Source organism: Enterobacter cloacae complex sp. SYL001 (assembly GCF_049237025.1).
GTDB classification, from domain to species: Bacteria; Pseudomonadota; Gammaproteobacteria; order Enterobacterales; family Enterobacteriaceae; genus Enterobacter; species Enterobacter intestinihominis.
This window is the reverse complement of sequence record NZ_JBMKJI010000005.1, coordinates 35,183-61,779: the sequence shown is the minus strand read 5'-3', so window position 1 is coordinate 61,779 and position 26,597 is coordinate 35,183. Positions and strand designations below refer to the sequence as shown.

Here is a 26,597-nt window from a genome sequence, read left to right as displayed (position 1 = left end):
AAAATTATTCTCCTTACATTCTATTTTAAAGGCCAGATAGCAACAATTTTTTCTGTGCTTTTCGCTATGCTGGGCACAAAATGACAAACGGATAACTACGATGAATAGCACCTGGGTTAAACATGCCATCAGCGAAATAAATGCCGACTATCAGCGCTCGGCAGATACCCATTTGATCCGCCTGCCTTTGCCTGGATTTCCCGGCATTCAGCTTTACCTGAAGGATGAAAGTACCCATCCTACCGGCAGCCTGAAGCATCGCCTGGCGCGTTCACTCTTTTTATACGGTTTATGTAACGGCTGGATTAAAGAAGGCACCACGATTATTGAATCGTCGTCCGGATCAACTGCCGTCTCAGAGGCCTACTTTGCCCGCCTGCTGGGCCTGCCGTTTATCGCTGTGATGCCCTCCTGCACGGCGAAACGTAAAGTTGAACAGATCGAATTTTACGGCGGACGCTGCCACTTTGTGGAAAGCGCCTGCGAAATATATGCGGCCTCCGAAATGCTGGCCCGCGAACTAAATGGTCACTATATGGACCAGTTCACCTTCGCCGAGCGCGCCACCGACTGGCGCGGCAATAATAACATTGCGGACAGCATTTTCCGCCAGATGACCCACGAGCCACATCCCGTCCCCTCTTACATTGTCATGAGCGCGGGCACGGGCGGAACCTCCGCCACCATCGGACGTTATATCCGCTGTCAGGGTTATGATACGCAGCTGATGGTGGTTGACCCTCAGAACTCGGTGTTCCTTGATTACTGGCAATCTCGCGATGCCAGCCTGCGCAGCCCTGTGGGGAGCAAGATCGAAGGAATTGGTCGCCCGCGCGTCGAACCCTCGTTCATTCCGGACGTTGTGGATGAGATGCTCCGCGTGCCGGACGCCGCCAGCGTCGCGACGGCGCACTGGCTGGAGACACAGCTTGGCCGTAAGGTCGGAGCCTCTACCGGCACCAATATGTGGGGGGCGCTACAACTGGCCGCGAGAATGCGTGAAGAAGGCCTTAGCGGCTCTGTCGTCACGCTGCTGTGCGACAGCGGGGAGCGCTACCTGGACACCTATTACAACGCAGAATGGGTGCAGGCCAATATTGGCGATGTTGAGCCGTGGAAAGCGCAGATTTTGCATCTGGTGAAATAAAAAAAAGCCAGGCTTTAGCCTGGCTTGCTGGAAGGATCTCGCTATTCGGGGGAATATGGGAGGTTATTTTTGTCCAGCCAATGCGTCAAAAAATGGGACACCGCTTCGTTACGACAGTGTCCGATAACCGGTAAATGCGGGAGCGCGGCGATAAGTTGCGGCATCGCGTTCCCCATAATCAGACCACGGCCTACGCTGCTCAGCATCTCGTGGTCGTTCATGGCGTCACCAAAGGCCATACAGTCCTGCATCGTCAGCCCCAGACGATCGCTCAGCACCGCCAGCGCAGATCCTTTGTTACAGCCCACCGGCAGCACTTCAAGACAGTCCACCGCCGAGAAGGTCAGGTGCGCCCGGTCGCCCAGCGCCTCGTTAAGCTGAATACGCAGGCGGCAGAGATCGTCGTGATCGCCGCAGAAGCAGATCTTGGTTACCTTGTGTGCCGGAATGCGGCGCAAATCGATGAGCTGATATTTAAAGCCACTGTAAACGTGAGCGTGCAGCAAGGCCGGGATCTCACGCCCGGTAAACCAGCCTTCATCGTTAAAAACATGCACGCTGGCCTGCGTATCCCAGGTGCTGTGCAGGACGATGTCCGCCACTTCCGGATCAAGATCCTGACGGTGCAGCACATCGCCCTCGACGGAGTGAATGCGCGTCCCGTTGCCGGTGATCAGGAACGCATCGAGGGCAAATGTTCCCAGCAGATGGCGCATCTCCAGCACATGACGACCAGTGGCAAACGTCAGGGTGACTTCACGCTCGCGCAGGCGCTTAAGTGTGTTCAGGGTTTTCTCCCCTAAACGGTGATCCGGCATTAACAGCGTGCCGTCCATATCAAATGCAGCGAGCCGAGCCATAATTACTCCCGAAATGTGATGCGGTTAACTTGTGCATCAGTATTACGTGAGATATACGGAAGTAATAGTGAATAGATGATAATTATTGTTCCGGGTTTTTCATGCGCCAGCTTAACCGTCTTAACCAGTATCAGCGTCTGTGGCATCCCTCCGCCGGCGCAGCGCAGCAGGTGACCATCAGTGAACTTGCCAGCCGCTGCTTTTGCAGCGAGCGACATGTACGCACCCTGCTGCGCCAGGCGCAGGAGGCGGGCTGGCTAAGCTGGCACGCCCGCTCCGGACGAGGAAAGCGTGGGGAATTACGCTTTCACGTCACCCCGGATTCGTTGCGTAATACGATGATGGAAGAGGCCCTGAAAAGTGGACAGCAGCACAACGCGCTGGAGCTGGCCCAGCTCGCGCCTGAAGATTTGCGATCGCTGCTGCATCCGTTTATGGGCGGGCAATGGCAGAACGATACGCCGACGCTGCGTATTCCCTACTATCGCTCGCTGGAGCCGCTTCAGCCGGGGTTTCTCCCTGGCCGGGCGGAGCAGCATCTGGCGGGACAGGTATTCTCTGGTTTGACGCGTTTTAATGGTAACAGCAGTGAACCCACGGGCGATCTGGCGCATCACTGGGAAGTCTCTGCTGACGGCCTGCGTTGGCATTTCTACATACGCTCCACCCTGCACTGGCATAACGGCGATAAAATAGAGACGGCACAGCTCAGGCAAAGCCTGACGGCGCTGCTATCGCAGCCCGGCATGGACACGCTTTTCCGCAGCGTGTTACGTATCGAAACCACGCATCCGCAAAGCCTGACGTTTATTCTCCATCAACCTGACTATTGGCTGGCGCACAGGCTGGCAACCTACTGTAGCCGTCTGGCGCATCCTGATTACCCCGTGGTGGGCAGCGGTCCCTTTCGGCTGAGCGTTTTTGAGCCTGAACTGGTGCGTCTGGAAAGCCACGAGCAGTATCACCTTGGTCATCCGTTACTTAAGGCTATCGAGTACTGGATCACGCCCCAGCTTTTTGACTACAGTCTGGGCACCAGCTGTCGCCACCCGGTGCAAATCGCCATTGGCGAGGCCGACGAGCTGGCCAGCCTGCGGCTGGTGAGTAACAGCACCAGTCTGGGCTTCTGCTACCTCACGCTGAAACAAAGTCCGCGTCTGAGCGAACTTCAGGCAAAGCGGCTGATTAATATCATTCATCTCTCAACGCTGCTTCACACGCTTCCCCTGAACGAAGGGCTCATCACTCCTACCGAAGAACTGCTTCCCGGCTGGGCGATCCCCCAGTGGACTGATTTAACCGACGTTGTGCTGCCAGAGGCATTGACGCTTGTCTACCACCTGCCGGTTGAGCTTCACACCATGGCCAGTCAGTTAAAAGCATACCTTGCGCGACAGGGGTGTGAACTGACCGTCATCTTTCACGACGCCAAGACGTGGGACGGTTGCCAGCAGCTTGCCGATGCAGACATCATGATGGGAGACAGACTGATTGGCGAAGCGCCAGCGTACACCCTTGAGCAATGGCTCCGCTGCGATGCGCTCTGGCCGCATCTGCTGAGCGCACCGGCATACGCCCATTTGCAGGCCACGCTGGATGCGGTGCAGACGCAGGCCGACGAACGTGACCGACACGCAGGACTTCAGGCTATCTTCAGCCGATTAATGGAGACAGCCGTCCTGACACCGCTCTTTAACTACCAGTATCAAATCAGCGCGCCTCCGGGGGTCAACGGCATACGCCTTAACACTCGCGGCTGGTTTGACTTCACCGAAGCCTGGCTTCCTCCACCAAACGCGTGAAGAAGCTGGTCGCCGCTTTAGCCAGGCGTTAACATGACGCTTTTACCGTAACTGTCGAGATGATCTATGAAACGTGCCGTCGTCGTGTTCAGCGGAGGACAAGATTCCACAACCTGCCTGATTCAGGCACTTCACCAGTATGATGAAGTGCACTGCGTCACTTTTGATTATGGTCAGCGTCATCGCGCTGAAATCGATGTCGCTCGTGAACTGGCCCTCAAACTGGGCGCCCGCGCTCATAAAGTGCTGGACGTGACGCTGTTAAATGAACTGGCCGTCAGCAGCCTCACCCGCGACAGCATTCCGGTGCCTGATTACGAACCGGATGCCAGCGGCATTCCGAATACCTTCGTACCTGGGCGTAATATTCTCTTCCTGACCCTGACGGCAATCTATGCCTACCAGGTGAAAGCCAAAGCGGTGATCACGGGCGTGTGTGAGACCGACTTCTCTGGCTACCCGGACTGCCGGGATGAATTCGTGAAAGCGCTCAATCACGCCGTGGATCTGGGAATGGCAAAAGAGACCCGCTTCGAAACGCCGCTGATGTGGCTGGATAAAGCCGAAACCTGGGCGCTGGCCGACTACTGGGGCAAGCTGGATGTCGTTCGCAACGAGACCCTGACCTGCTACAACGGCATTAAAGGGGACGGCTGCGGGCAGTGTGCCGCCTGTAACCTGCGCGCGAACGGTCTGAATCATTATCTTGCGGATAAAGCGGGCGTGATGGCCGCGATGCAGAAAAAGACCGGTCTGAAATAAGGGCTAACTGTCCGCGCTGTCGTACAACAGGAGTCGACAGCGCGGGCATTCCTGAATATTACTTATGCGATCATCAGCTCCAGCTTTTCGCGCAACTCCCCTTCCAGCGGCAACGCTTTCTGGGTTTTGAGATCGATACAGACAAAGGTGATCAGCGCATCGGCCACCACCTGCCCTTCTGGCTCAAGCGTGACGACCTGGCTCAATACACCACTTTTGCCATTCAGTTGTTGGACCTCACTGGTCACGGTGAGCACATCCCCAAGCACAGCCGGGCGGCGGTAGTTAATGTTGATGTTGACGACCACAAACGCGATGTTGTGTGCGGTCAGCCACTGGAAGCTTTCGCTGTTCTCCAGGCCATCCCAGCGCGCCTCTTCAAGAAATTCAAGGTAGCGGGCGTTATTGACGTGCTGGTAAACATCGAGGTGATAACCACGGACTTTGATTTGTGTCTGCATAGCGCAATAGCCTTTCGTTGTTATAGGTTCAGAGGTCATAACTGGTATGACCTCTTTATCCTGGCAAATTTTTGCCGCAGTGCAAGTGATTACGCGATTACAGCGTCAGGTGTGCGAGATTGCGCTCAACCAGCGCGCTGCCCATACCCGGCACCTGCTTGAGATCGTCAAGGGTTTTGAAAGGACCGTACTCCTCGCGGTAGCTAACAATGGCCTGGGCTTTTTTAAGTCCCACACCGTTCATCACGCGCGCGAGCTCTTCTGCCGATGCCGAATTGATGCTGACTCGCGTACCGTCATCCTCTGCACTTTTACCGGCATCAGTCGCTTTTGATTGCGTATAAGCCTGCGCAGCTGAGTCTGTTTTGGTCTGTGCAGCCTGCGCTTTAGCCGAGGGCGACGCCGCCAGCGCGCCCGCACTCATCCCGGAAGTGGCAATAGCCAGTGTAATTAACAGTGCTTTGATTCCACATTTCATGCTGTTTTCTCCTTGTTTGTTGACAGCCACGCCACGATAGCCGTACGAGAAAACAGGGACAAACAGCAGATTGCAGAAATGGAAAAGGCCGCGAAAGCGGCCTTTAGTTTTTGCAGAGCGTTACGAAAATCTGCGAGCAGGTACGTAATTATTGCTCCTGGGTCACCACATCACCCAGCTTGATTTTGGCTTCTTTACGCAGGTTGCTCATCATCGCTTCGAAAGCAATCTGGGCATTATTCTGGGTAATTCCCTGAACCATGGCCTTCTTCTGCGCGTCTGGCAGCGTGCCGGCTTTGACTTCATCCAGCGCCAGAATCACCACGTTACCCTGCATATCGGTCGTGGTGCCAAAGACAGGTTTGTCTTTCGCCGGCAGGCTCAGACCAAACGCCGCCTGGCTGACAGGATCCTGACCGGTACGGCTCAGCGTTTTGGCTTCGCCAAAGTTCAGGCCAGCCGCTTTCAGTGCATCGTTCTTACCGGCTTTCAGATCGGCCAGAATTTTCTCTGCATCCAGTTTTGCCTGCTGTGCCGCTTTGTTGTGTTTGACCAGCGCCACCACCTGATCTTTCACTTCCGCCAGGGGCTTCACTGCCTCGGCTTTGTGCTCGCTGACGCGCAGTACGAACGCACGGTCACCGTCAACGGTAATGATGTCTGAGTTGCTGCCCGGCGTACCGTTCTCACCTACCAGACCACCATTGAAAATGGCATCTGAAACCGGTTTGAAGTTCAGTTCTTCCGGCAGATTTTCATGGCTGAACCAGCCCGTCTCAACCGCTTTCACGCCAGCAGCCTGCTCAGCGCCCGCCAGTGATTCGTTGTCGTTGCTTGCGGCATCGCTCACTTTCTGTTGCAGAGCATAGAAGGCGTCCAGCGCTTTCTCCTGCTTCACTTTCGCAGCGATATCATCACGAACGTCAGCCAGCGGCTTGGTTTTCGCCGCCACGACATCGTCCAGACGCGCCACCAGGAAGCCAACGGAGGATTTGATTACACCAGACAGTTGGCCTTTCTCTTTAAGACCCGCATTTTTCAGCTCGTCCGGGGTAGTGGAATCTTCCAGCCAGCCCATATCACCGCCGTTTTTGGCAGAAATAATGTCGGTGGATTTTGCTTTCGCCACGGTCGCGAAATCAGCGCCTTTGTTCAGCTCGTCCAGCACGGCTTTTGCTTCTGCTTCCGTTTTGGTCTGGATCACGCTGTAACGGTTACGCTGCGGCTGAGTGAACTGATCCTGATGCTGGTCGTAATAAGACTGGATCTCGGCGTCAGTCGCGTTTTTCTGCATCGCAGCTGCATCCAGCTTGATATAGCTTACGCGGAACTGTTCAGGAGAGATGAAGTTGTTCTTGTTTTGCTCATAGTAAGCATTAACTTCAGCGTCGCTAACCTGCTGTTTCGCCGCCAGTGCATTGACATCAATCGTCGCTTCACGCACCACGCGTTGCTGCGCCACCAGTGCCGCCAGCGCTTCAGTTTCGCCTTTCAGCATGAAATCGGTGCCCACCACCGCGTTGATCAGCTGTTGCGTGGTCAACTGGTTACGCAGCGCCTGTGCGTACTGGTCAGCCGTCATCCCCATCTGGTTAACAATGCTGTTGTAACGCGCGTTGTCGAACTTCCCATTAGACTGGAAAGCCTGCGTCGAGAAGATGGCTTTTTTAACCTGCTCATCGCTGATGCCCAGACCGAGGCTTTTCGCGTACTGGTCCAGCAGCGCTTCGTCGATAAGGCGGTTCAGCGTCTGCTGACGCAGGTTTTTCATATAGCCTTCGTTGGCTGCAAGTTCAGAGTATTGGTCGCCCAGCTGTTGCTGCATGCGGTTACGTTCACCAGCAAAAGCGTTCTCGAACTGCCCACGGCTAATTTCCTGGCCATTCACTTTTGCGGCGTAGTTCGCGCCACCGCCAATGAGGTAACTACTCACACCGGTCAATATGAACGACACGATAATGATACCGAAAATAATCTTGAGCACGAGACTGTTAGCAGCCGTGCGTAAGCTGTCCATCATGGTGTAACAACACTCCGCTGTAGGTGACTGGTTACCTGACGCTGACGGAAAATCCTGACCGTCGCGCGTAAAGGCGTATTGTGACAAGAAAACAGGGCAATTGTCAGCCCACAACTCGCATAAACTCGCACAAATCAGGTCTGGACAAACAAAAAAGGCACATCAAACGATGCGCCCTTGTACTTTTCAGCTTCCCTGGAGCGGGAAAGCAATCAATTTACTGCGTCTTTCAGCGCCTTACCTGCACGGAAACCCGGCACTTTAGCGGCAGCAATGGTGATCTCTTTACCGGTCTGCGGGTTGCGGCCAGTACGGGCAGCACGCTCTTTAACCGCAAAAGTACCGAAGCCTACCAGTGCAACGTCGTCCCCAGCTTGCAGAGATTCAGTAACAGAAGCAATTAAAGCATCTAAAGCACGTCCAGCTGCAGCTTTAGAAATATCAGCACCCGCAGCAATTTTGTCAATCAGTTGAGATTTATTCACTGTTCTCTTCCTCTCTTTATAATTTATATCGCACCTGAATCCTTCACAGCGCGACCGCGCAGCAGTTATATCAGTCCTGCTATGACCTTACAACACCCGTTGTTGATGGCTAACCCAATCAGCAATCTAAATTAGCTATACAAAAAAAGGCTGGCAAGTACGAAATGACTTACCAGCCTTGTTTTTATTAGCGCTCTTTGCGCGAGGTCACTATTTTGCGGTTACAACCTGCATTCCGGACGGTTCATTTTGCAGTGCGAGAGTCAGAACTTCCTCAATGCGTTTCACCGGATGGATCTGCAAATCGGCAATAACGTTGTCCGGAATCTCTTCCAGATCGCGTTTATTCTCGTAAGGAATCAATACGGTTTTGATCCCACCACGGTGTGCCGCCAGCAGTTTTTCTTTTAACCCGCCGATGGGCAGTACCTGACCACGCAGCGTAATTTCACCAGTCATGGCCACATCAGCACGGACCGGGTTCCCCGTCAGGCAGGAAACCAGCGCCGTACACATAGCAATACCCGCGCTTGGGCCATCTTTCGGCGTCGCCCCTTCCGGAACGTGAACGTGAATGTCGCGTTTTTCGTAGAAATCCGGGTTAATACCCAGTTTTTCCGCGCGCGCACGCACCACGGTCAACGCCGCCTGGATGGACTCCTGCATCACTTCACCGAGCGAGCCAGTGTAGGTCAGCTTGCCTTTACCCGGTACACAGGCGGTTTCAATGGTCAGCAGATCGCCACCCACTTCCGTCCACGCCAGTCCAGTCACCTGACCAACGCGGTTTTCGTTGTCCGCACGGCCATAGTCGAAGCGCTGAACGCCGAGGTAAGCATGCAGATTGTCGCCGTTAATCACGATGTGCTTCAGGCTCTTATCCAGCAGCAGCTGCTTAACCGCCTTACGGCACAGTTTAGAGATCTCACGCTCAAGGCTACGCACGCCCGCTTCACGGGTGTAGTAACGAATAATGCCGACAATAGCGCTGTCCTCAACGGTCAGCTCGTTAGCTTTCAGCGCGTTACGCTCAATCTGCTTCGGCAGCAGGTGCTGCTTAGCAATGTTCAGCTTCTCGTCTTCGGTATAACCGGACAGACGGATCACTTCCATACGGTCCAGAAGCGGTGCCGGAATGTTCATGGAATTCGACGTCGCCACGAACATCACATCGCTCAGGTCGTAGTCGACTTCCAGGTAGTGATCGCTGAACGCCACGTTCTGCTCTGGATCAAGCACTTCCAGCAGCGCCGACGCCGGATCGCCACGCATGTCCGAAGACATTTTGTCGATCTCGTCGAGGAGGAACAGCGGGTTTTTGACGCCCACTTTCGCCATCTTCTGGATCAGCTTGCCCGGCATAGAACCGATATAGGTACGGCGGTGACCGCGGATTTCCGCTTCATCACGCACGCCGCCCAGCGCCATACGGATGTACTTACGTCCGGTCGCTTTGGCGATGGACTGGCCCAGAGAGGTTTTACCCACCCCTGGAGGCCCTACCAGGCACAAGATTGGACCTTTGATTTTGTTCACACGGCTCTGTACCGCGAGGTACTCAAGAATGCGGTCTTTCACACGTTCCAGGCCATAGTGGTCGGTATCGAGGATTTCCTGTGCCTGACGCAGGTCTTTTTTGACCTTGCTGCGGGCATTCCATGGAACCTGAACCATCCACTCAATGTAGCCGCGTACAACGGTCGCTTCCGCCGACATCGGAGACATCATTTTCAGCTTCTGCAACTCAGCTTCGGCTTTCTCTTTCGCCTCTTTCGGCATCTTCGCCGCGTCGATCTTACGCTTCAGCGCTTCGTTTTCATCCGGCGCATCGTCCATCTCTCCGAGCTCTTTCTGAATGGCTTTCATTTGCTCGTTCAGATAGTACTCACGCTGCGATTTTTCCATCTGCTTTTTGACGCGGTTGCGAATGCGCTTCTCAACCTGGAGCAGATCGATCTCAGACTCCATCATCGCCATCAGGTATTCCAGACGTTCGTTAACGTCGGACATTTCCAGCACGGACTGTTTGTCAGCCAGCTTCAGCGGCATGTGCGCAGCGATGGTATCCGCCAGACGTGCAGGATCGTCGATGCTGTTCAGCGACGTCAGCACTTCAGGTGGGATTTTCTTGTTCAGCTTGATGTAGCCTTCAAACTGGCTGATCGCGGTGCGTACCAGCACTTCCTGCTCGCGCTCATCAAGTTCCGGTGAATCAAGGTACTCTGCCTTCGCAGAGAAGTGCTCGCCATCGTCTGACAGAGTGGTAATACGCGCGCGCTGTAAGCCTTCCACCAGCACCTTCACGGTGCCATCTGGCAGCTTCAGCATCTGCAAAATAGAGGCCACGGTCCCGACGGTGAAAAGATCGTTTACACCCGGCTCATCCGTTGATGCTTCCTTCTGCGCAACCAACATGATTTTTTTATCATGATCCATGGCGGCTTCGAGGCAACGGATAGATTTTTCCCGCCCTACAAATAAGGGTATGACCATGTGCGGATAAACCACCACATCGCGCAACGGCAATACGGGGATTTCAATGCGTTCAGAACGCTCAGGATTCATAGAGCTCTCTCTTAGTTTAGTGTCCGCCAGGTAAACTGGTCATGTAACTGTGCTTCACACAACCATTAACATGTAATCCAGTATATGGGGATGTTTCCCATACATTCAACGCCATGAATACGGAAAAAGTAAAGGGGAGATAAAATCCCCCCTTTTTGATTAACTGATTGTATGAAATGGTGAATTATTCGCCAGATGCCTGCTGCGCTTCCGGTTTACCGTAAATCAGTAACGGCTTGGTCTGGCCACCAATGACGGACTCGTCGATCACGACTTTTTCGACATCTTCCATAGAAGGGAGATCGTACATCGTGTCGAGCAATGCTGCTTCCACGATAGAACGCAGGCCACGGGCACCGGTTTTACGCGCCATCGCTTTCTTGGCAATTGCGTCCAGTGCTTCGTCACGGAATTCCAGCTCAACGCCTTCCAGATTAAACAGCGCCTGATACTGCTTGGTCAGCGCGTTTTTCGGCTCTTTCAGGATCTGAATCAGCGCGTCTTCGCTCAGTTCGTTCAGGGTCGCCACAACCGGCAGACGGCCGATAAATTCCGGAATCAAACCAAATTTGATCAGATCTTCCGGTTCAACCTGCGCCAGCAGCTGGCCTTCGTTTGGTTTTTCAGACGTAGCTTTCACCGTTGCGCCAAAACCAATGCCGGAGCCGGTTTCCACACGGTGTGAGATCACTTTATCCAGGCCTGCAAACGCACCACCACAGATAAACAGGATCTTGGAGGTATCAACCTGCAAGAATTCCTGCTGCGGATGTTTACGCCCACCCTGCGGTGGAACAGCCGCAACCGTACCTTCAATCAGCTTCAGGAGCGCCTGCTGCACGCCTTCGCCCGAGACGTCACGGGTGATGGATGGGTTGTCTGATTTACGGGAGATTTTGTCAATCTCATCGATATAGACGATCCCGCGCTGGGCTTTCTGTACGTCGTAATCGCACTTCTGGAGCAGCTTCTGGATAATATTTTCAACGTCTTCGCCCACATAACCGGCTTCGGTCAGGGTGGTGGCATCCGCCATGGTGAACGGAACATCCAGCAGGCGCGCCAGCGTTTCCGCCAGCAACGTTTTACCGGAACCCGTAGGCCCGATCAGCAGAATATTACTTTTGCCCAGTTCCACGCCATTGCTGGTATCGCCGTTACGCAGACGCTTGTAGTGGTTGTATACCGCCACCGCCAGCACTTTTTTCGCCTGCTCCTGACCAATGACATAGTCGTCCAGGTGGTGGCGAATCTCGTGTGGCGTTGGTAACGCGCTGCGCTCACGGTGCGGCGCGACTTCTTTAATCTCTTCGCGAATGATGTCGTTACATAAATCGACGCATTCGTCGCAGATATACACGGACGGCCCGGCAATCAGTTTACGCACTTCATGCTGGCTTTTGCCGCAAAAAGAGCAGTACAGCAGTTTGCCCGAACCATCTTTGCGTTTATCTGTCATGAGTCCAAACCTCTTTTTAAGTTCTATGTGCCGCACATGACGACGCAAATGCCATACTCAGACGCAAGCTGCTTACAGGCAACGTGCCGCCCTAAATTAGTATAGCGGCACACTCGCGTCGCAGGCATCAATTACGATGGGTCAAAATGGAGTCGACTAAGCCGTACTCAACTGCCTCTGGTGCAGACAGGAAGCGATCGCGCTCGGTATCGCGCTCGATCTGCTCGAGTGGTTGACCCGTATGCTGCGCCATAAGTTCATTCATGCGCGCTTTTACTTTCAGAATTTCTCGGGCGTGGATTTCAATATCCGTCGCCTGGCCCTGGTAACCACCCAGCGGCTGGTGAATCATCACGCGGGAGTTAGGCAGGCAGAAACGCTTACCTTTCGCCCCTGCGGTTAACAGGAAAGCCCCCATGGACGCCGCCTGTCCCATACAGATGGTGCTGACATCCGGCTTGATGAATTGCATGGTGTCATAAATAGACATGCCCGCCGTAATCACACCGCCCGGCGAGTTGATGTACAGGTAAATGTCTTTTTCCGGGTTTTCCGCTTCCAGGAACAGCATCTGCGCCACGATCAGGTTAGCCATATGGTCTTCCACCTGGCCGGTCAGAAAGATAACGCGTTCCTTGAGCAGACGGGAATAGATATCGAAAGATCGCTCACCGCGTGAGGTCTGTTCAATAACCATTGGCACCAGCGCCATATGGGGTGCAAAGTTATCTCGTTCGCCACTGTATGACATTTCCGTCTCCTGGTTCAAAATTGAAAACACCTGCTGTACTGATTGTAACCTTATGGACGGATTATCAGCCAGTCTCAATCATCGTGATTACATACTAATGGGGGTCGCCATGCCCTATTTCAAGCATAACAACGTTTTGTTGTAACGCTAACACTGAAAGGGCGTTTTAGCACCCTTCCAGGACTAAAGCTGTGATAAAAAAAACCCGTCGCCGGAGGGCAACGGGTTTTTTGTTCAAACTTTAAACCGTTGGGGCGAAATTACGCCTGCTGGTTCATCAGTTCGGTGAAAGAGGTCTCTTTTTCGGTTACTTTCGCTTTCGCCAGTACCGCTTCAACAGCCTGCTCTTCCAGTGCAACGTTGCGCATGTTGTCCATCAGCTCTTTGTTCTTACCGTAGAACTCGATCACTTCTGATGGATCTTCATATGCAGAAGCCATCTCTTCGATCAGGCCTTTCACACGCTCTTCGTCAGCTTTCAGCTCGTGGGTACGAATCACTTCACCCAGCAGCAGGCCAACAACAACGCGACGTTTCGCTTGCTCTTCGAACAGCTCGCGTGGCAGTTCCATCGCTTGCTGCTGGTTGCCACCGAAGCGCTGTGCAGCCTGACGGCGCAGAACGTCGATTTCGCTGTCGATCAGGGCAGCAGGAACGTCGATGTCGTTCGCTTTCACCAGACCTTCAATCGCCTGAGACTTCACGCGGTTACGTACAGCGCCGTTCAGCTCGCGCTCCATGTTTTTACGCACTTCAGCACGCAGACCCGCAACAGAACCATCTTCCACGCCGAAACGCTTGATGAATTCTTCAGTCAGTTCTGGCAGTTCGCGCTCTTCAACTTTCTTCAGGTTGATGACGAACTTCGCTGCTTTACCTTTCAGGTTTTCAGCGTGGTATTCTTCAGGGAAGGTCACGTCGATGGTGAACTCTTCGCCTGCTTTGTGGCCTTTGATACCGTCTTCGAAGCCTGGGATCATACGACCCTGGCCCATCGCCAGTACGAAATCAGACGCTTTACCGCCTTCGAACTCTTCGCCGTCTACTGAACCGGTGAAGTCGATGGTTACGCGGTCTTCCGCGTCAACAGCGCCTTCTTTCTCTTTCCAGTTCGCCTGCTGCTTACGCAGGGTATCCAGCATGCCGTCAACGTCTTCGTCAGTCACGGAAACGATCGGTTTTTCAACTTCGATTGATTCCAGACCTTTCAGCTCAACTTCCGGGTACACTTCGAACTCTACGGAATAGGTGAAGTCTTCGCCCTGCTTGTATTCACCTGGAACGTAGTTTGGCGCGCCGGCTGGATTGATTTTTTCTTTGATGATCGCGTCGATAAAGTTGCGGCTCATCAGTTCACCCAGCACATCCTGACGCACGGAAGCGCCATAACGCTGAGCAACAACATTCATTGGTACTTTGCCCTTGCGGAAGCCGTCAATACGTACTTTTTTTGCTACGTTGACCAGCTCGCTTTTCACAGCAGTTTCGATGCTGTCAGCAGCGATAGTAATCGTTACACGGCGGCCAAGGCCTTGAGTGGTTTCAACTGAAACTTGCATCTTGTTACCTCAAAAAAATCACAGTGCTCGGTCAACTCTGAATCTGTCTGTTATACCGGGATGCTCTCTTATGTGCAGATTCACATTCCCTGTCGCCAGAATCATCCCGAAGACATTCAATAAGACGCGGCATTATAGCGGCATCACTTAGGTGAGTCGAGAACGGTTGGAGCAGGTTGCTGCGGCTTTTTTCACACTTTAAGGCTATTTTTAGCCTTAAAAACGCGCCATCCGCTCAAAACTCAGACAAAACAAAACGGCCCGAAGGCCGTTTTGACGAAATCTGTAAGCAACATACTGGAAAAACTCCGGCGGTTGCAAATCCGATTTATCAGGCGATGGTGCCTGCACCCCGACAAGGCGGTGATGCGAATACCGTATCCTGCAGCCCTTCCCATTCCTTAATGGTGTAGGTATGCAGCGCCAGCGCATGTACGGTTGTGGAGAGTTCTTCCGTCAAGGTGCTGTAGATCAAGCGGTGTCGGTTCAGGAAACGTTCTCCCGTGAAGCGATCGCTGACCAGAACCACTTTGAAGTGGCTTTCAGAACCTGCCGGCACGTTATGACGATAGCTTTCGTCGACAACTTCGAGAAACACAGGGTTGAACGCTGCCCTTAATTTTTCTTCTATCTGTTCACGTATCATCATGAAATCACTCCTCCGACAACGCTAAGATGTCACCCATCCCTTTAAATATTAGCCGCTTTTACCGGTTCCATTACACCGTGACAACAAATATTTAGCTTTCGTCTGATTTTCTCATCCAAACGGATGAAGTTCACTATGAGGTTCATACGTTTTGTCACTTACAGGCAGAGAAAAGCGGAAAGATGGTCAGTTTTCGGACAAGGCGATGAATTTACATGCGTTGACCACTTCCCCTGGCCGTTGGCGATGTTATGATGGCGGCAATTTTTCTCTCTTTGCTTACGATTCGTTGAGAACCCGAAAATGTTAAAAAAAATCTTCTTTCCGTTGGTAGCACTCTTTATGCTCGCCGGTTGCGCAACCCCGCCGACGACCATTGACGTTTCACCAAAAATTACCCTGCCTCAGCAGGATCCAAGCCTGATGGGCGTGACGGTCAGCATTAATGGTGCCGATCAGCGTCAGGACCAGGCGCTGGCGAAAGTGACTCGCGACAACCAGCAGGTTACGCTGACCGCTTCCCGCGACCTGCGCTTCCTGTTGCAGGAAGTACTGGAAAAACAGATGACCTCCCGTGGCTACATGATTGGCCCAAGCGGCGCGGTTGATCTGCAAATCATCGTGAACAACCTGTACGCTGACGTCTCCCAGGGTAACGTTCGCTACAACATTGCGACCAAAGCCGATATCTCCATCATCGCTACCGCGAAGAACGGCAACAAGATGAACAAAAACTACCGTGCAAGCTATTCCGTTGAAGGCGCATTCCAGGCCTCCAACAAAAATATCGCTAACGCGGTTAACAGCGTGCTGACTGACACCATTGCCGACATGGCACAGGACACCAGCATTCACGACTTCATCAAGCAGAACGCACGTTAATCCTGCTGACTGACCCGGTGCTTCACCGGGTCAGTTCATAAGAACATGTCCAGTCACTACTTACGCATTTTCCAGCAACCGAAATCAGCTATTCTGCTGATCCTGGGTTTCGCCTCCGGTTTACCCCTTGCGCTCACCTCCGGCACGTTACAGGCGTGGATGACGGTTGAGAACATCGATCTTAAAACTATTGGTTTCTTCTCGCTCGTCGGCCAGGCTTACGTCTTTAAGTTCCTGTGGTCGCCAGTGATGGATCGCTATACCCCACCGTTCCTCGGGCGCCGTCGCGGCTGGTTAGTGATGACGCAGGTGCTGCTGTTGCTCGCCATTGCCGCAATGGGTTTCCTTGAACCTTCAACGCAGCTGCGCTGGATGGCCGCGCTTGCGGTGGTCATCGCCTTCTGCTCCGCCTCGCAGGACATTGTTTTTGACGCCTGGAAAACGGACGTCCTGCCAGCGGAAGAGCGTGGCGCCGGTGCGGCAATCAGCGTGCTCGGCTACCGCCTGGGTATGCTGGTTTCCGGCGGACTCGCACTGTGGCTTGCTGACCGCTATCTCGGCTGGCAGGGCATGTACTGGCTGATGGCCGCACTGCTGATCCCCTGCATTATTGCCACCCTGTTCGCGCCTGAACCGAGCGATGTGATCCCGGTTCCACGCTCGCTGGAGCAGGCCGTCGCCGCACCGCTGCGCGACTTCTTTGGTCGCAATAATGCCTGGCTGATCCTGCTGCTTATTGTCCTTTATAAGCTTGGCGACGCTTTCGCCATGAGTCTGACCACTACCTTCCTGATCCGCGGCGTCGGGTTTGATGCGGGCGAGGTCGGCGTGGTGAACAAAACCCTGGGGCTGTTTGCCACGATTGTCGGCGCGCTGTACGGCGGCGTATTGATGCAGCGCCTGACGCTGTTCCGCGCTCTGCTGATATTTGGCATCCTTCAGGGCGCATCGAATGCCGGTTACTGGCTGCTGTCGATCACCGACAAGAATATGATCAGTATGGGGACGGCGGTATTCTTTGAGAACCTGTGCGGCGGTATGGGCACTGCGGCATTTGTCGCCCTGCTGATGACGCTGTGCAATAAGTCATTTTCCGCTACCCAGTTTGCGCTGCTCTCTGCCCTTTCCGCCGTCGGGCGCGTATATGTTGGCCCCGTCGCGGGCTGGTTTGTTGAAGCCTACGGTTGGCCGACCTTTTATCTCTTCTCGGTGGTGGCGGCCGTGCCGGGGATTTTATTGCTGCTGGTCTGTCGCCAGACGCTGGAATATACCCAGCGGACGGAACACTTCATGCCGCGCACGGAATATCACGCTGCCTATCGGTTTGCCCTGCGTCTGCTAATGGCAGGTTGTCTTGCCCTGGTAGGGTGGCTCACGGTGCTCATCATGAATGCGACTACCGACTTGTCACTTCCTTTTGAAACCCTTCTGCTTGATGCAGGTGTGTTTCTCGCTCTGGCGGGGATCCTGACGGGTGGGATGCTGGATTTCATGTCATTACGAAAGACGCAGATGACATGAAGTAAAAAGCGAAAGGTTATTTCCCGTTGTAATAACAGCCCGAAATTATAACGGTGAAATAACCGCCATCGACAAAAAAAATATTTGTTGTTTTGTGCGGGATAGCATTCGGAAATTATTGGAGCTTATTTCGCTACGCTATTTTTCATTAAACGATTCAGCATTCGAAACATTGAATTTTCGTTTTTTAGTTGTCTTTTTATTGATAATTAATTGTTAACTAATTGTGTTTTTTCCGCAATGGTTATACCAATTGTCCCTTTTGCGGTATGCTGGGACACCCTTTCGTTATAACGCCCACTCCGTGCGGCTTCCGTCTGGAAACGCGACATAATTTGCAACACTTGTGACATGTGCGGCAGAACCCGGTAACACCTTCCTGACACAGGGCTAATGATGTTTACAGTAATGTAACCTTCCCGTAAAATGCCCCCACACTTTAAACGCCACCAGACTCCCGTGGAATTGAGGTCGTTAAATGAGACTCAGGAAATACAATAAAAGTTTGGGATGGTTGTCATTATTCGCAGGCACTGTATTACTCAGTGGCTGCGATTCTGCACTACTAGACCCCAAAGGACAGATTGGACTGGAACAACGTTCATTGATACTGACGGCTTTTGGCCTGATGTTGATTGTGGTTATTCCTGCCATCTTGATGGCTGTTGGTTTCGCCTGGAAGTATCGTGCGAGCAATAAAGATGCGAAGTATAGCCCTAACTGGTCACACTCCAATAAAGTGGAAGCTGTGGTCTGGACGGTACCTATTCTGATCATCCTGTTCCTTGCTGTACTGACCTGGAAAACCACTCACGCACTTGAGCCGAGCAAACCGCTGGTTCACGATGAAAAACCCATTACCATTGAAGTGGTCTCCATGGACTGGAAATGGTTCTTCATCTATCCAGAACAGGGCATTGCTACCGTGAATGAAATCGCCTTCCCGGCGAACACTCCGGTTCAGTTCAAAGTGACCTCCAACTCCGTAATGAACTCCTTCTTCATCCCACGTCTGGGCAGCCAGATTTACGCGATGGCCGGTATGCAGACTAACCTGCATCTGATTGCGAATGAAGCAGGCACCTACGACGGTATCTCCGCCAGCTATAGTGGCCCGGGCTTCTCGGGTATGAAGTTCAAAGCTATTGCTACGCCAGACCGCGCGACTTTCGACCAGTGGGTTGCAAAAGCGAAGCAGTCTCCAAACACCATGTCTGACATGGCGGCGTTCGAAAAAGTGGCTGCACCTAGCGAATACAACAAGGTGGAGTACTTCTCTAACGTGAAACCGAATCTGTTCAAAGATGTTATTGGCAAATTTATGGATCACGGCATGAGCATGGACATGACCCAGCCTGAAGGCGAGCACAACACGCACCAGGGTATGGAAGGCATGGACATGAGCCACGCGGAAACCGCTCACTAAGGGGCCGAGGAAGAAAATGTTCGGAAAATTGACATTGGATGCGGTGCCGTACCATGAACCCATTATCATGGTTACGATTGCTGCAATTATCATTGGTGGCGCGGCCTTAGTTGGCCTGATCACTTACTTCGGTAAGTGGAGCTACCTGTGGAACGAGTGGCTGACTTCGGTTGACCACAAAAAACTCGGCATCATGTACTGCATCGTCGGTATCGTCATGTTAATTCGTGGCTTTGCGGATGCAATCATGATGCGTAGCCAGCAGGCGCTTGCGTCTGCGGGCGAAGCCGGATTCCTGCCACCGCACCACTACGATCAGATCTTTACCGCTCACGGCGTTATCATGATCTTCTTCGTGGCGATGCCGCTGGTAATCGGTCTGATGAACGTTGTCGTTCCGCTGCAAATCGGCGCGCGCGACGTTGCGTTCCCGTTCCTGAACAACCTGAGCTTCTGGTTCACCGTTGTCGGCGTTATCCTGGTTAACCTGTCACTGGGTGTGGGCGAATTTGCTCAGACCGGCTGGCTGGCCTACCCGCCACTTTCGGGAATTGAGTACAGTCCGGGCGTGGGCGTTGACTACTGGATTTGGGCGCTTCAGCTCTCCGGTGTCGGTACCACCCTGACCGGTATTAACTTCTTCGTGACCATCCTGAAGATGCGTGCACCAGGTATGACGATGTTCAAGATGCCAGTATTTACCTGGGCATCTCTGTGCGCCAACGTCCTGATTATCGCGTCGTTCCCAATTCTGACCGTCACCATCGCGCTGCTGACCCTGGATCGCTATCTGGGTACCCATTTCTTCACGAATGATATGGGTGGCAACATGATGATGTACATCAACCTGATTTGGGCCTGGGGTCACCCGGAAGTGTACATCCTGGTTCTGCCGGTGTTCGGTGTGTTCTCCGAAATCGCGGCAACCTTCTCGCGTAAACGTCTGTTTGGTTACACCTCTCTGGTGTGGGCAACTGTGTGTATTACCGTCCTGTCGTTCATCGTCTGGCTGCACCACTTCTTCACCATGGGTGCGGGCGCCAACGTAAACGCCTTCTTTGGTATTACCACTATGATTATCGCGATCCCGACCGGGGTTAAGATCTTCAACTGGCTGTTCACCATGTACCAGGGCCGTATCCAGTTCCACTCAGCGATGCTGTGGACCATCGGCTTCATCGTGACCTTCTCCGTAGGTGGGATGACCGGCGTGCTGCTGGCGGTTCCGGGCGCTGACTTTGTCCTGCACAACAGTCTGTTCCTGATTGCGCACTTCCATAACGTTATCATCGGCGGCGTCGTCTTCGGCTGCTTCGCAGGTGTGACCTACTGGTGGCCAAAAGCGTTCGGTTTCACCCTGAACGAAAAATGGGGCAAACGCGCGTTCTGGTTCTGGATCATCGGCTTCTTCGTGGCGTTTATGCCGCTGTACGTGCTGGGCTTCATGGGGATGACTCGTCGTCTGAGCCAGCAGATCGATCCGCAGTTCCATCCGATGCTGATGATTGCAGCGGGCGGCGCCGCGCTGATTGCCTGCGGTATCCTGTGCCAGCTGATTCAGTACTACGTGTCTATCCGTGACCGTAACCTGAACCGCGACCTGACCGGTGACCCGTGGGGTGGCCGTACGCTGGAGTGGTCTACCTCTTCTCCACCTCCGTTCTATAACTTTGCCGTAGTGCCGCACATTCATGAGCGTGACGCATTCTGGGAAATGAAAGAAAAAGGTGAAGCGTACAAGCAACCTGAACATTACGAAGAGATCCATATGCCGAAAAACAGCGGTGCGGGCATCGTGATTGCCGCCTTCGCAACGGTATTTGGTTTCGCAATGATCTGGCACATCTGGTGGATGGCGATTGTTGGCTTCGCTGGCATCGTAATCAGCTGGATTGTGAAGAGCTTTGACGAGGACGTGGACTACTACGTACCAGTCCGTGAAGTTGAAAAGCTGGAAAACCAGCATTTTGACGAGATTTCTAAAGCGGGGCTGAAAAATGGCAACTGATACTCTGGCGCACTCGACTGCCCACGCGCATGAACATGCGCACCATGATACAGGACCGACGAAAGTCTTCGGTTTCTGGATCTACCTGATGAGCGACTGCATCCTGTTCTGCTGTCTGTTCGCAACCTATGCCGTTCTGGTGAACGGCACAGCGGGCGGCCCGACCGGTAAGGACATCTTTGAACTGCCGTTCGTTCTGGTTGAAACCGCACTGCTGTTATTCAGCTCCATCACCTACGGCATGGCGGCTATCGCCATGTACAAAAACAACAAAAGCCAGGTTGTTTCCTGGCTGGCGTTGACCTGGTTGTTTGGTGCTGGCTTTATCGGGATGGAAATCTATGAATTCCATCACCTGATTGCGGAAGGCTTTGGTCCGGATCGCAGTGGCTTCCTGTCAGCGTTCTTCGCGCTGGTCGGCACCCACGGTCTGCACGTGACCTCGGGTCTGATCTGGATGGCAGTGCTGATGTTCCAGATCTCCCGTCGCGGCCTGACCAGTACTAACCGTACCCGTATCATGTGCCTGAGCCTGTTCTGGCACTTCCTGGACGTGGTATGGATCTGTGTGTTCTCTGTTGTCTATCTGATGGGGGCGATGTAATGAGTCATTCTAACGATCATGGCGCTTCCCACGGCAGCGTAAAAACCTACATGACAGGTTTCATCCTGTCGATCATCCTGACGGTGATCCCGTTCTGGATGGTGATGAACGGTTCTGCATCTAAGCCGGTTATCCTGGGCGCAATCCTGGTGACCGCGGTGATTCAGATTCTGGTGCATCTGGTTTGCTTCCTGCACATGAACACCAAGTCCGATGAAGGCTGGAACATGACGGCCTTTATCTTTACCGTGATTATCATCGCTATCCTGGTAGTCGGTTCCATCTGGATTATGTGGAACCTTAACTACAACATGATGGTTCACTAAGAGCGGCGAGTATGTTTAAGCAATACCTGCAAGTCACGAAACCAGGCATCATCTTTGGCAACCTGATCTCCGTAATCGGAGGGTTCCTGCTGGCCTCTAAAGGCAGCATTGATTACACCCTCTTTATTTACACGCTGGTCGGTGTGTCACTGGTGGTTGCGTCCGGTTGTGTATTTAACAACTACATCGACATGGATATCGACAAGAAGATGGAAAGGACCAAAAATCGGGTGCTGGTTAAAGGCCTGATTGCTCCTTCCGTCTCGCTGGTGTACGCCACCTTGCTGGGTATTGCTGGCTTTATGCTGCTGTGGTTTGGTGCTAACCCGCTGGCCTGCTGGCTGGGGGTGATGGGGTTCGTGGTGTATGTAGGCGTCTACAGCCTGTATATGAAACGCCACTCCGTCTACGGCACGCTGATTGGTTCTCTCTCCGGCGCTGCGCCGCCGGTGATTGGCTACTGCGCCGTCACGAACGAGTTCGACAGCGGTGCGCTGATCCTGCTGGCTATCTTTAGCCTTTGGCAGATGCCGCACTCCTACGCCATCGCGATTTTCCGCTTTAAGGATTATCAGGCAGCGAACATTCCGGTTCTGCCGGTCGTGAAAGGCATCTCAGTTGCCAAAAACCACATCACGCTGTACATCATCGCTTTTGCCGTGGCAACGCTGATGCTCTCTCTGGGCGGTTACGCCGGATATAAATATCTGGTGGTGGCCGCTGCGGTGAGCGTCTGGTGGCTCGGCATGGCTCTGCGCGGTTACAAAGTGGAAGATGACAAGGTCTGGGCACGCAAGCTGTTTGTGTTCTCGATTGTCGCCATCACCTCCCTGTCCGTGATGATGTCCGTAGACTTCATGGTGCCAGATTCACAAAGCCTGCTGACGTACGTCTGGTAAGAAGACTGAAGTGAAAACGCCGGGTTTAACCCGGCGTTTTTTATTGGTACGGCGTAACCCCTTTCTTTAACAGTATATTGCCGTATTTCGCTGTCTCGCCTGTCACCACAATGGCGTACGCTTTCTGTGCCCGCGCATAAAACGCATAACGGTCAATACGCATAATCCCCTCCCCTTCCGCCTCACCAAAGAGTGCGTTGCGATAGCGTGCTTCTACCTGTATATCGAGCGTATCCCCGTCGACAGGGGCCATCATCACCAGCGGTGGCGCATAGCTGTCGAGTTCAAACAGCGGTATCACCGCGGCCAGCAAATCGCTGATGAGCAGGCCATCCGCGCGGATCGTCTTTGGCCCCAGGCTGTGCGCGGGAAAGTGAGCGTCTGCAAAAATAATCTCGTCACCATGGCCCATCTCTACCAGCGTTTTCAGCAGCTCGGGTGAAATCAGTGGGGATATCGTTTTAAGCACGGCTTTGCTCCTCAGGATAGAAATAACGGTAACGATAGTGGACCCGATCGCGAGCAGCCTCAGCGCTGGCCGTTTCTCCGACGCCCCACCATCCGTACAAAGACGCCCCCAGCACGGTCGTATCTGCATCTTCAAGAACCTTCACCGGGATCCCAAGCGCATTGGACTTGAGCTGATTCCACAGCATATTGCGGCTACCTCCCCCCACCAGCAGGAGTTCACGCGCCTTAAATTGCGCGATCGCCTCCAGCGCCTGGAGTTTTTCTTGCAGATGCACCGTGAGTCCTTCCAGGGCTGCGCGGTAAAAATGGGCTGGCGTGGTGGTGAGCGTAACGCCCTGCCAGCCAGCGAGCGGAGAATCGAGCAACTGGGTATTCATCGTGACGCCATCCGCCCCGTACGGAATTGCCGCCGCCTGAGCCAGAATAGTGTCCCAGTTGACATCAGGCGACCAGAACAGCGCGCGGATCCACTCCAGTACGCCAGACGCCAGATATTGCATTCCCGGATTATAGAGCCCCGTCCGGCTATCCAGTTCGCAGGTCGCGCCCGGGTATTGCCCCAGTAAAGCGGTATCAACCTGCGAGGTGCGCACCATTAAAATCTCCCAGGTTCCCGAAGAGAGAACCGGCTCATTAATTCCCGCACCGGCGCCAAAAAGGGCAAACTGCGTATCGTGCCCGGCAGAGATCACCGGCACACCGCAAGGCAATCCGAGTCTGGATGCAGCGTCGGGCTGCAGTTCACCCATCATCTCTCCGGGGGAAACCAGCGGCGGGAAAAGGGAATGAGGCACGCCGATCTTGCTTAAGATCGTTTCGCTGAAGCACCGCTGATGCAGATCGAACATCTGACTGGTACCGGCCATCGTGAGATCGGTCGTCATTTTTCCGGTCAGGCGATGGTTGATTAGCGAGGAGATAAAAAGCCAGGCGTGAGCACGCTGTAACAGATCGGGATGGTTGTCCTGAAGCCAGCCTAGCTTATACAACGTGTTGAAACTAAACTGCCCAACGCCGGTGATCTGCTGTAGTTCAGCCGGGGAGCATAAACGGGCAACCGCTTCCATCACCGGCACGGTTCGTGGACATTTCCAGCTGATGATCGGGTAAAGCAGTTCTCCGCGCTCATCTACCAGCGCGCCATCCACGCCAAAGGTCGTCACAATCATTCCGCACAGTTGATGCTTGCTCAGCACTGCGCTGATTTTCTGACAACAGACGGCAAAACGTTGCATGATGGCGTCGAGCGACCACTGGTGCCAGGCCGGATTTTCAGCGGCACTTTCGCTTTCGTTCGCCACCGAGGCTCGCGCCACAATATTCCCTTCAGGATCCAGCGCAATGGCGCGCACGTTCGTCGCGCCACAATCGAGAACCAGAAAACATTTTTTCATTGCGGTCCCCACAGGCTGCCAGTCCGCCGGAGCAGGCTGGCAAACCGGCTTATTGTTTGTATAACGGTCCGTAATTTTCACAGGCGCGGTAATCCTGCCCTTCCGGATCCATACCGTGAGCGCCCCAGGCCGTCGGCCGATAAATCAGCGCCTCCGGTACGTTATGCATGCACACGGGAATGCGCAGCATGGACGCCAGGGTGATGAAATCAGCACCGACGTGCCCGACGGTTAGCACCCCGTGGTTAGCCCCCCAGTTCGCCATCACTGAATAGACGTCGCTGAACGGGCCTTTACCGGTCAGACGTGGGGCAAACCAGGTGGTGGGCCAGGTTGAATCGGTGCGCTTATTCAGAATGTCATGTACTTGTTCCGGCAGCTCAACACTCCAGCCTTCCGCTATCTGTAATACCGGGCCCACCCCCTTGATGAGGTTTACGCGGGTCATGGTAAATGGCACGCCACCTCGGGTGAGGAAGTTTGATGAGAAACCGCCCCCGCGAAAGTATTCATGCACCGCCGGACACCAGTGGGTTGCGGCCAGGCACGCGTTGGCTTCCTGCTCAGTAATGTCCCAGTGTGGTTTCAGGGTCGGTTTCCCCTCGGCATCTTTCTGCTCCGCTGTACCGTCCAGTGCCGCCGAGCCGGAGTTGATCAGATGAATAATGCCCTGCTCAGCCCGTCCAGTGAGTTTCTGGCCGGTAACACGCTCAACCGACTCTGGCGACCAGTAGGTGCGCACGTCGGCAAAGATTTGCGCTGTACCGGTCATCAGATGTCCAAACAGCATTGCTACCCCGTTCAGGCTGTCATTTTCCGTCGCCACCACCAACGGCTGGCGAATACCGTTCCAGTCAAAGGAGCTGTTCAGCAGCGCCTCTGCGGTATCGCCATTTGGATACTGATCCGTCCAGTGGCGCTGTCCCTGGAACCCGGACGCGATGGCGTTATAGCCCAGAGATTCCTCCACGCGGCCCATCGCAGCGAGTTTTGGGTTACCCTGCATCATGTCGCGGATGCACATCGCCATCAGCAGACTCTCCCGCAGGATCGCGGCATTCTCCTGTTCATTGCGACGATACTGCTCCGCGTTTTTATCCTCGCCGAAACGGAAATGTGCTTGCGCCCAGTCCAGGGCCAGCTCAAGTTCTTGCTCGTCGTAAATCTTATGATCGATGCGGCGACGCAGTTCGGTCATATCCACCGCCTGCACCTTCATCCCCAGCCAGGATTCAAAGAAGTTGTGATCGACAATCGAGCCCGCAATCCCCATCGAGACGCCGCCCACCGACAAATAACTTTTCCCCTTCATGCTGGCGACCGCCAGGCCCGCGCGGGCGAAGCGCAACAATTTTTCCTCAACGTCTGCCGGGATGGTCTCGTCGCCCGCATCCTGTACATCGTGGCCATATATGGAAAACGCCGGGATCCCTTTCTGGTTATGCGCCGCCAGTGCCGCCGCGAGATACACTGCCCCCGGACGCTCGGTGCCGTTAAAGCCCCAGATCGCTTTCGGACGCAGCGGATCCATATCAATGGTTTCACTCCCGTAACACCAGCAGGGGGTGACGGTGATCGTCAGACCAACGTGGCACGTGCTGAACTTCTCTTCGCAAGCAGCGGCCTCCGCCATTCCGGCAATGCAGCTATCGGCAATTACGCACTCAACGGGCGTACCGCAGGGGTGGCGTAATTTTTCACTGAGTAGCGCCGCCGTGGCTTTCGCCATGTTCATGGTCTGCTCTTCCAGAGACTCGCGTACGCCCATTCGGCGGCCATCAATAACAGGTCGAATGCCAATACGGGGTAACGTTTTTATCGTTTTCATAGCCCTTCCTCACGTTGGTTAACCTATCCGTCTCAGGGGCATAGCCGTGAAAAAGCGCCCAGGCAGCGCCGTGAACGGAAAGTGGTGAAATTTGCTAACTCGAATTAGCTTAGGGTTCACACTAAAAATGAGACAAGATAAATGTGCAGGATCTGTGAGCAGTTTCACGATGAGAGGTCAAAATTCGATCAGCGTCAGGTATTACGATTCAGCAAAAATTAAACATATCGTTTAAATTCA

The 26,597-nt window shown here is 53.8% G+C and carries 23 protein-coding genes; 10 read left to right on the top strand and 13 right to left on the bottom strand.

Going from position 1 to position 26,597, the window contains the following annotated elements; all coding sequences use genetic code 11:
- Positions 1-100: 100 nt before the first annotated feature.
- Positions 101-1,147 carry a PLP-dependent cysteine synthase family protein gene (locus ACOTZP_RS07615; protein ID WP_023299455.1) on the top strand — a complete coding sequence of 349 codons (1,047 nt, stop codon included), beginning with the start codon at positions 101-103 and terminating at the stop codon, positions 1,145-1,147.
- 41 nt (positions 1,148-1,188) lie between these two features.
- On the opposite strand, the gene cof is transcribed toward ACOTZP_RS07615, so the two are convergent.
- Positions 1,189-2,007 (bottom strand): HMP-PP phosphatase, encoded by an 819-nt coding sequence (gene cof / locus ACOTZP_RS07610; RefSeq protein ID WP_023299454.1) that lies wholly within the window; start codon positions 2,005-2,007, stop codon positions 1,189-1,191.
- A gap of 101 nt (positions 2,008-2,108) precedes the next feature.
- On the opposite strand from cof, the gene ACOTZP_RS07605 reads away from it, so the two are divergent.
- Positions 2,109-3,809, top strand: coding sequence for an SgrR family transcriptional regulator (locus tag ACOTZP_RS07605; protein ID WP_271074454.1), 1,701 nt, complete (start codon positions 2,109-2,111; stop codon positions 3,807-3,809).
- A 66-nt stretch (positions 3,810-3,875) separates the two neighbouring features.
- Entirely contained in the window at positions 3,876-4,571 is a 696-nt protein-coding gene (gene queC, locus ACOTZP_RS07600) for a 7-cyano-7-deazaguanine synthase QueC (protein ID WP_271074453.1), read from the top strand.
- Between the two features lie 62 nt (positions 4,572-4,633).
- Here queC and ACOTZP_RS07595 read toward each other — a convergent pair whose 3' ends face one another.
- From ACOTZP_RS07595 to bolA, 9 genes are all read right to left on the bottom strand, one after another.
- Positions 4,634-5,032 carry a YbgC/FadM family acyl-CoA thioesterase gene (locus tag ACOTZP_RS07595; protein WP_017694410.1) on the bottom strand — a complete coding sequence of 133 codons (399 nt, stop codon included), beginning with the start codon at positions 5,030-5,032 and terminating at the stop codon, positions 4,634-4,636.
- Between the two features lie 97 nt (positions 5,033-5,129).
- Complete coding sequence (locus tag ACOTZP_RS07590; protein WP_038415510.1) at positions 5,130-5,510, bottom strand: helix-hairpin-helix domain-containing protein; 381 nt, start codon at positions 5,508-5,510, stop codon at positions 5,130-5,132.
- A 148-nt stretch (positions 5,511-5,658) separates the two neighbouring features.
- Positions 5,659-7,530, bottom strand: coding sequence for a peptidylprolyl isomerase (gene ppiD, locus ACOTZP_RS07585; RefSeq protein WP_023299452.1), 1,872 nt, complete (start codon positions 7,528-7,530; stop codon positions 5,659-5,661).
- Positions 7,531-7,742: 212 nt separating this feature from the next.
- Positions 7,743-8,015: a nucleoid-associated protein HU-beta gene (gene hupB, locus ACOTZP_RS07580; protein ID WP_002444653.1), complete on the bottom strand. Its 273-nt coding sequence runs from the start codon at positions 8,013-8,015 to the stop codon at positions 7,743-7,745.
- A 210-nt stretch (positions 8,016-8,225) separates the two neighbouring features.
- Positions 8,226-10,580, bottom strand: a complete 2,355-nt coding sequence (gene lon, locus ACOTZP_RS07575; protein WP_006809878.1) for an endopeptidase La — start codon at positions 10,578-10,580, stop codon at positions 8,226-8,228.
- 184 nt (positions 10,581-10,764) lie between these two features.
- Positions 10,765-12,039 (bottom strand): ATP-dependent protease ATP-binding subunit ClpX, encoded by a 1,275-nt coding sequence (gene clpX / locus ACOTZP_RS07570; protein ID WP_006809879.1) that lies wholly within the window; start codon positions 12,037-12,039, stop codon positions 10,765-10,767.
- Between the two features lie 127 nt (positions 12,040-12,166).
- Positions 12,167-12,790 carry an ATP-dependent Clp endopeptidase proteolytic subunit ClpP gene (gene clpP, locus ACOTZP_RS07565; RefSeq protein WP_006809880.1) on the bottom strand — a complete coding sequence of 208 codons (624 nt, stop codon included), beginning with the start codon at positions 12,788-12,790 and terminating at the stop codon, positions 12,167-12,169.
- Between the two features lie 260 nt (positions 12,791-13,050).
- The gene (tig, locus tag ACOTZP_RS07560) at positions 13,051-14,349 is read right to left on the bottom strand and encodes a trigger factor (RefSeq protein ID WP_006809881.1); all 1,299 of its coding nucleotides are present in this window, start codon (positions 14,347-14,349) and stop codon (positions 13,051-13,053) included.
- A gap of 331 nt (positions 14,350-14,680) precedes the next feature.
- Entirely contained in the window at positions 14,681-14,998 is a 318-nt protein-coding gene (gene bolA, locus ACOTZP_RS07555; RefSeq protein WP_003859051.1) for a transcriptional regulator BolA, read from the bottom strand.
- Positions 14,999-15,301: 303 nt separating this feature from the next.
- Here bolA and ACOTZP_RS07550 point away from each other — a divergent pair, with 303 nt between their 5' ends.
- From ACOTZP_RS07550 to cyoE, 7 genes are all read left to right on the top strand, one after another.
- Complete coding sequence (locus ACOTZP_RS07550) at positions 15,302-15,880, top strand: lipoprotein (RefSeq protein ID WP_022647246.1); 579 nt, start codon at positions 15,302-15,304, stop codon at positions 15,878-15,880.
- A gap of 45 nt (positions 15,881-15,925) precedes the next feature.
- Positions 15,926-17,401: a muropeptide MFS transporter AmpG gene (ampG, locus tag ACOTZP_RS07545; RefSeq protein ID WP_022647245.1), complete on the top strand. Its 1,476-nt coding sequence runs from the start codon at positions 15,926-15,928 to the stop codon at positions 17,399-17,401.
- A gap of 478 nt (positions 17,402-17,879) precedes the next feature.
- Positions 17,880-18,827 (top strand): cytochrome o ubiquinol oxidase subunit II, encoded by a 948-nt coding sequence (cyoA, locus tag ACOTZP_RS07540; RefSeq protein WP_006809886.1) that lies wholly within the window; start codon positions 17,880-17,882, stop codon positions 18,825-18,827.
- Between the two features lie 16 nt (positions 18,828-18,843).
- A complete protein-coding gene (gene cyoB, locus ACOTZP_RS07535; protein ID WP_006809887.1) occupies positions 18,844-20,835 on the top strand; it encodes a cytochrome o ubiquinol oxidase subunit I in 1,992 nt (663 codons plus the stop codon).
- Positions 20,825-21,439, top strand: a complete 615-nt coding sequence (locus tag ACOTZP_RS07530) for a cytochrome o ubiquinol oxidase subunit III (protein WP_022647243.1) — start codon at positions 20,825-20,827, stop codon at positions 21,437-21,439. The genes cyoB and ACOTZP_RS07530 overlap by 11 nt, the downstream gene beginning before the upstream one ends.
- The gene (locus ACOTZP_RS07525) at positions 21,439-21,765 is read left to right on the top strand and encodes a cytochrome o ubiquinol oxidase subunit IV (protein ID WP_006809888.1); all 327 of its coding nucleotides are present in this window, start codon (positions 21,439-21,441) and stop codon (positions 21,763-21,765) included. The genes ACOTZP_RS07530 and ACOTZP_RS07525 overlap by 1 nt, the downstream gene beginning before the upstream one ends.
- 11 nt (positions 21,766-21,776) lie before the next feature.
- Entirely contained in the window at positions 21,777-22,664 is an 888-nt protein-coding gene (cyoE, locus tag ACOTZP_RS07520; RefSeq protein ID WP_022647242.1) for a heme o synthase, read from the top strand.
- Between the two features lie 40 nt (positions 22,665-22,704).
- Here the strand turns inward: cyoE and fucU are convergent, their stop codons facing one another.
- From fucU to fucI, 3 genes are read right to left on the bottom strand one after another with little or no spacing between them, the layout of a single operon-like run.
- The gene (gene fucU, locus ACOTZP_RS07515; protein WP_271074452.1) at positions 22,705-23,133 is read right to left on the bottom strand and encodes an L-fucose mutarotase; all 429 of its coding nucleotides are present in this window, start codon (positions 23,131-23,133) and stop codon (positions 22,705-22,707) included.
- Positions 23,126-24,529, bottom strand: coding sequence for an L-fuculokinase (gene fucK / locus ACOTZP_RS07510; RefSeq protein ID WP_271074451.1), 1,404 nt, complete (start codon positions 24,527-24,529; stop codon positions 23,126-23,128). The genes fucU and fucK overlap by 8 nt, the downstream gene beginning before the upstream one ends.
- 49 nt (positions 24,530-24,578) lie before the next feature.
- Positions 24,579-26,357, bottom strand: a complete 1,779-nt coding sequence (fucI, locus tag ACOTZP_RS07505) for an L-fucose isomerase (protein ID WP_271074450.1) — start codon at positions 26,355-26,357, stop codon at positions 24,579-24,581.
- Positions 26,358-26,597: the final 240 nt, after the last annotated feature.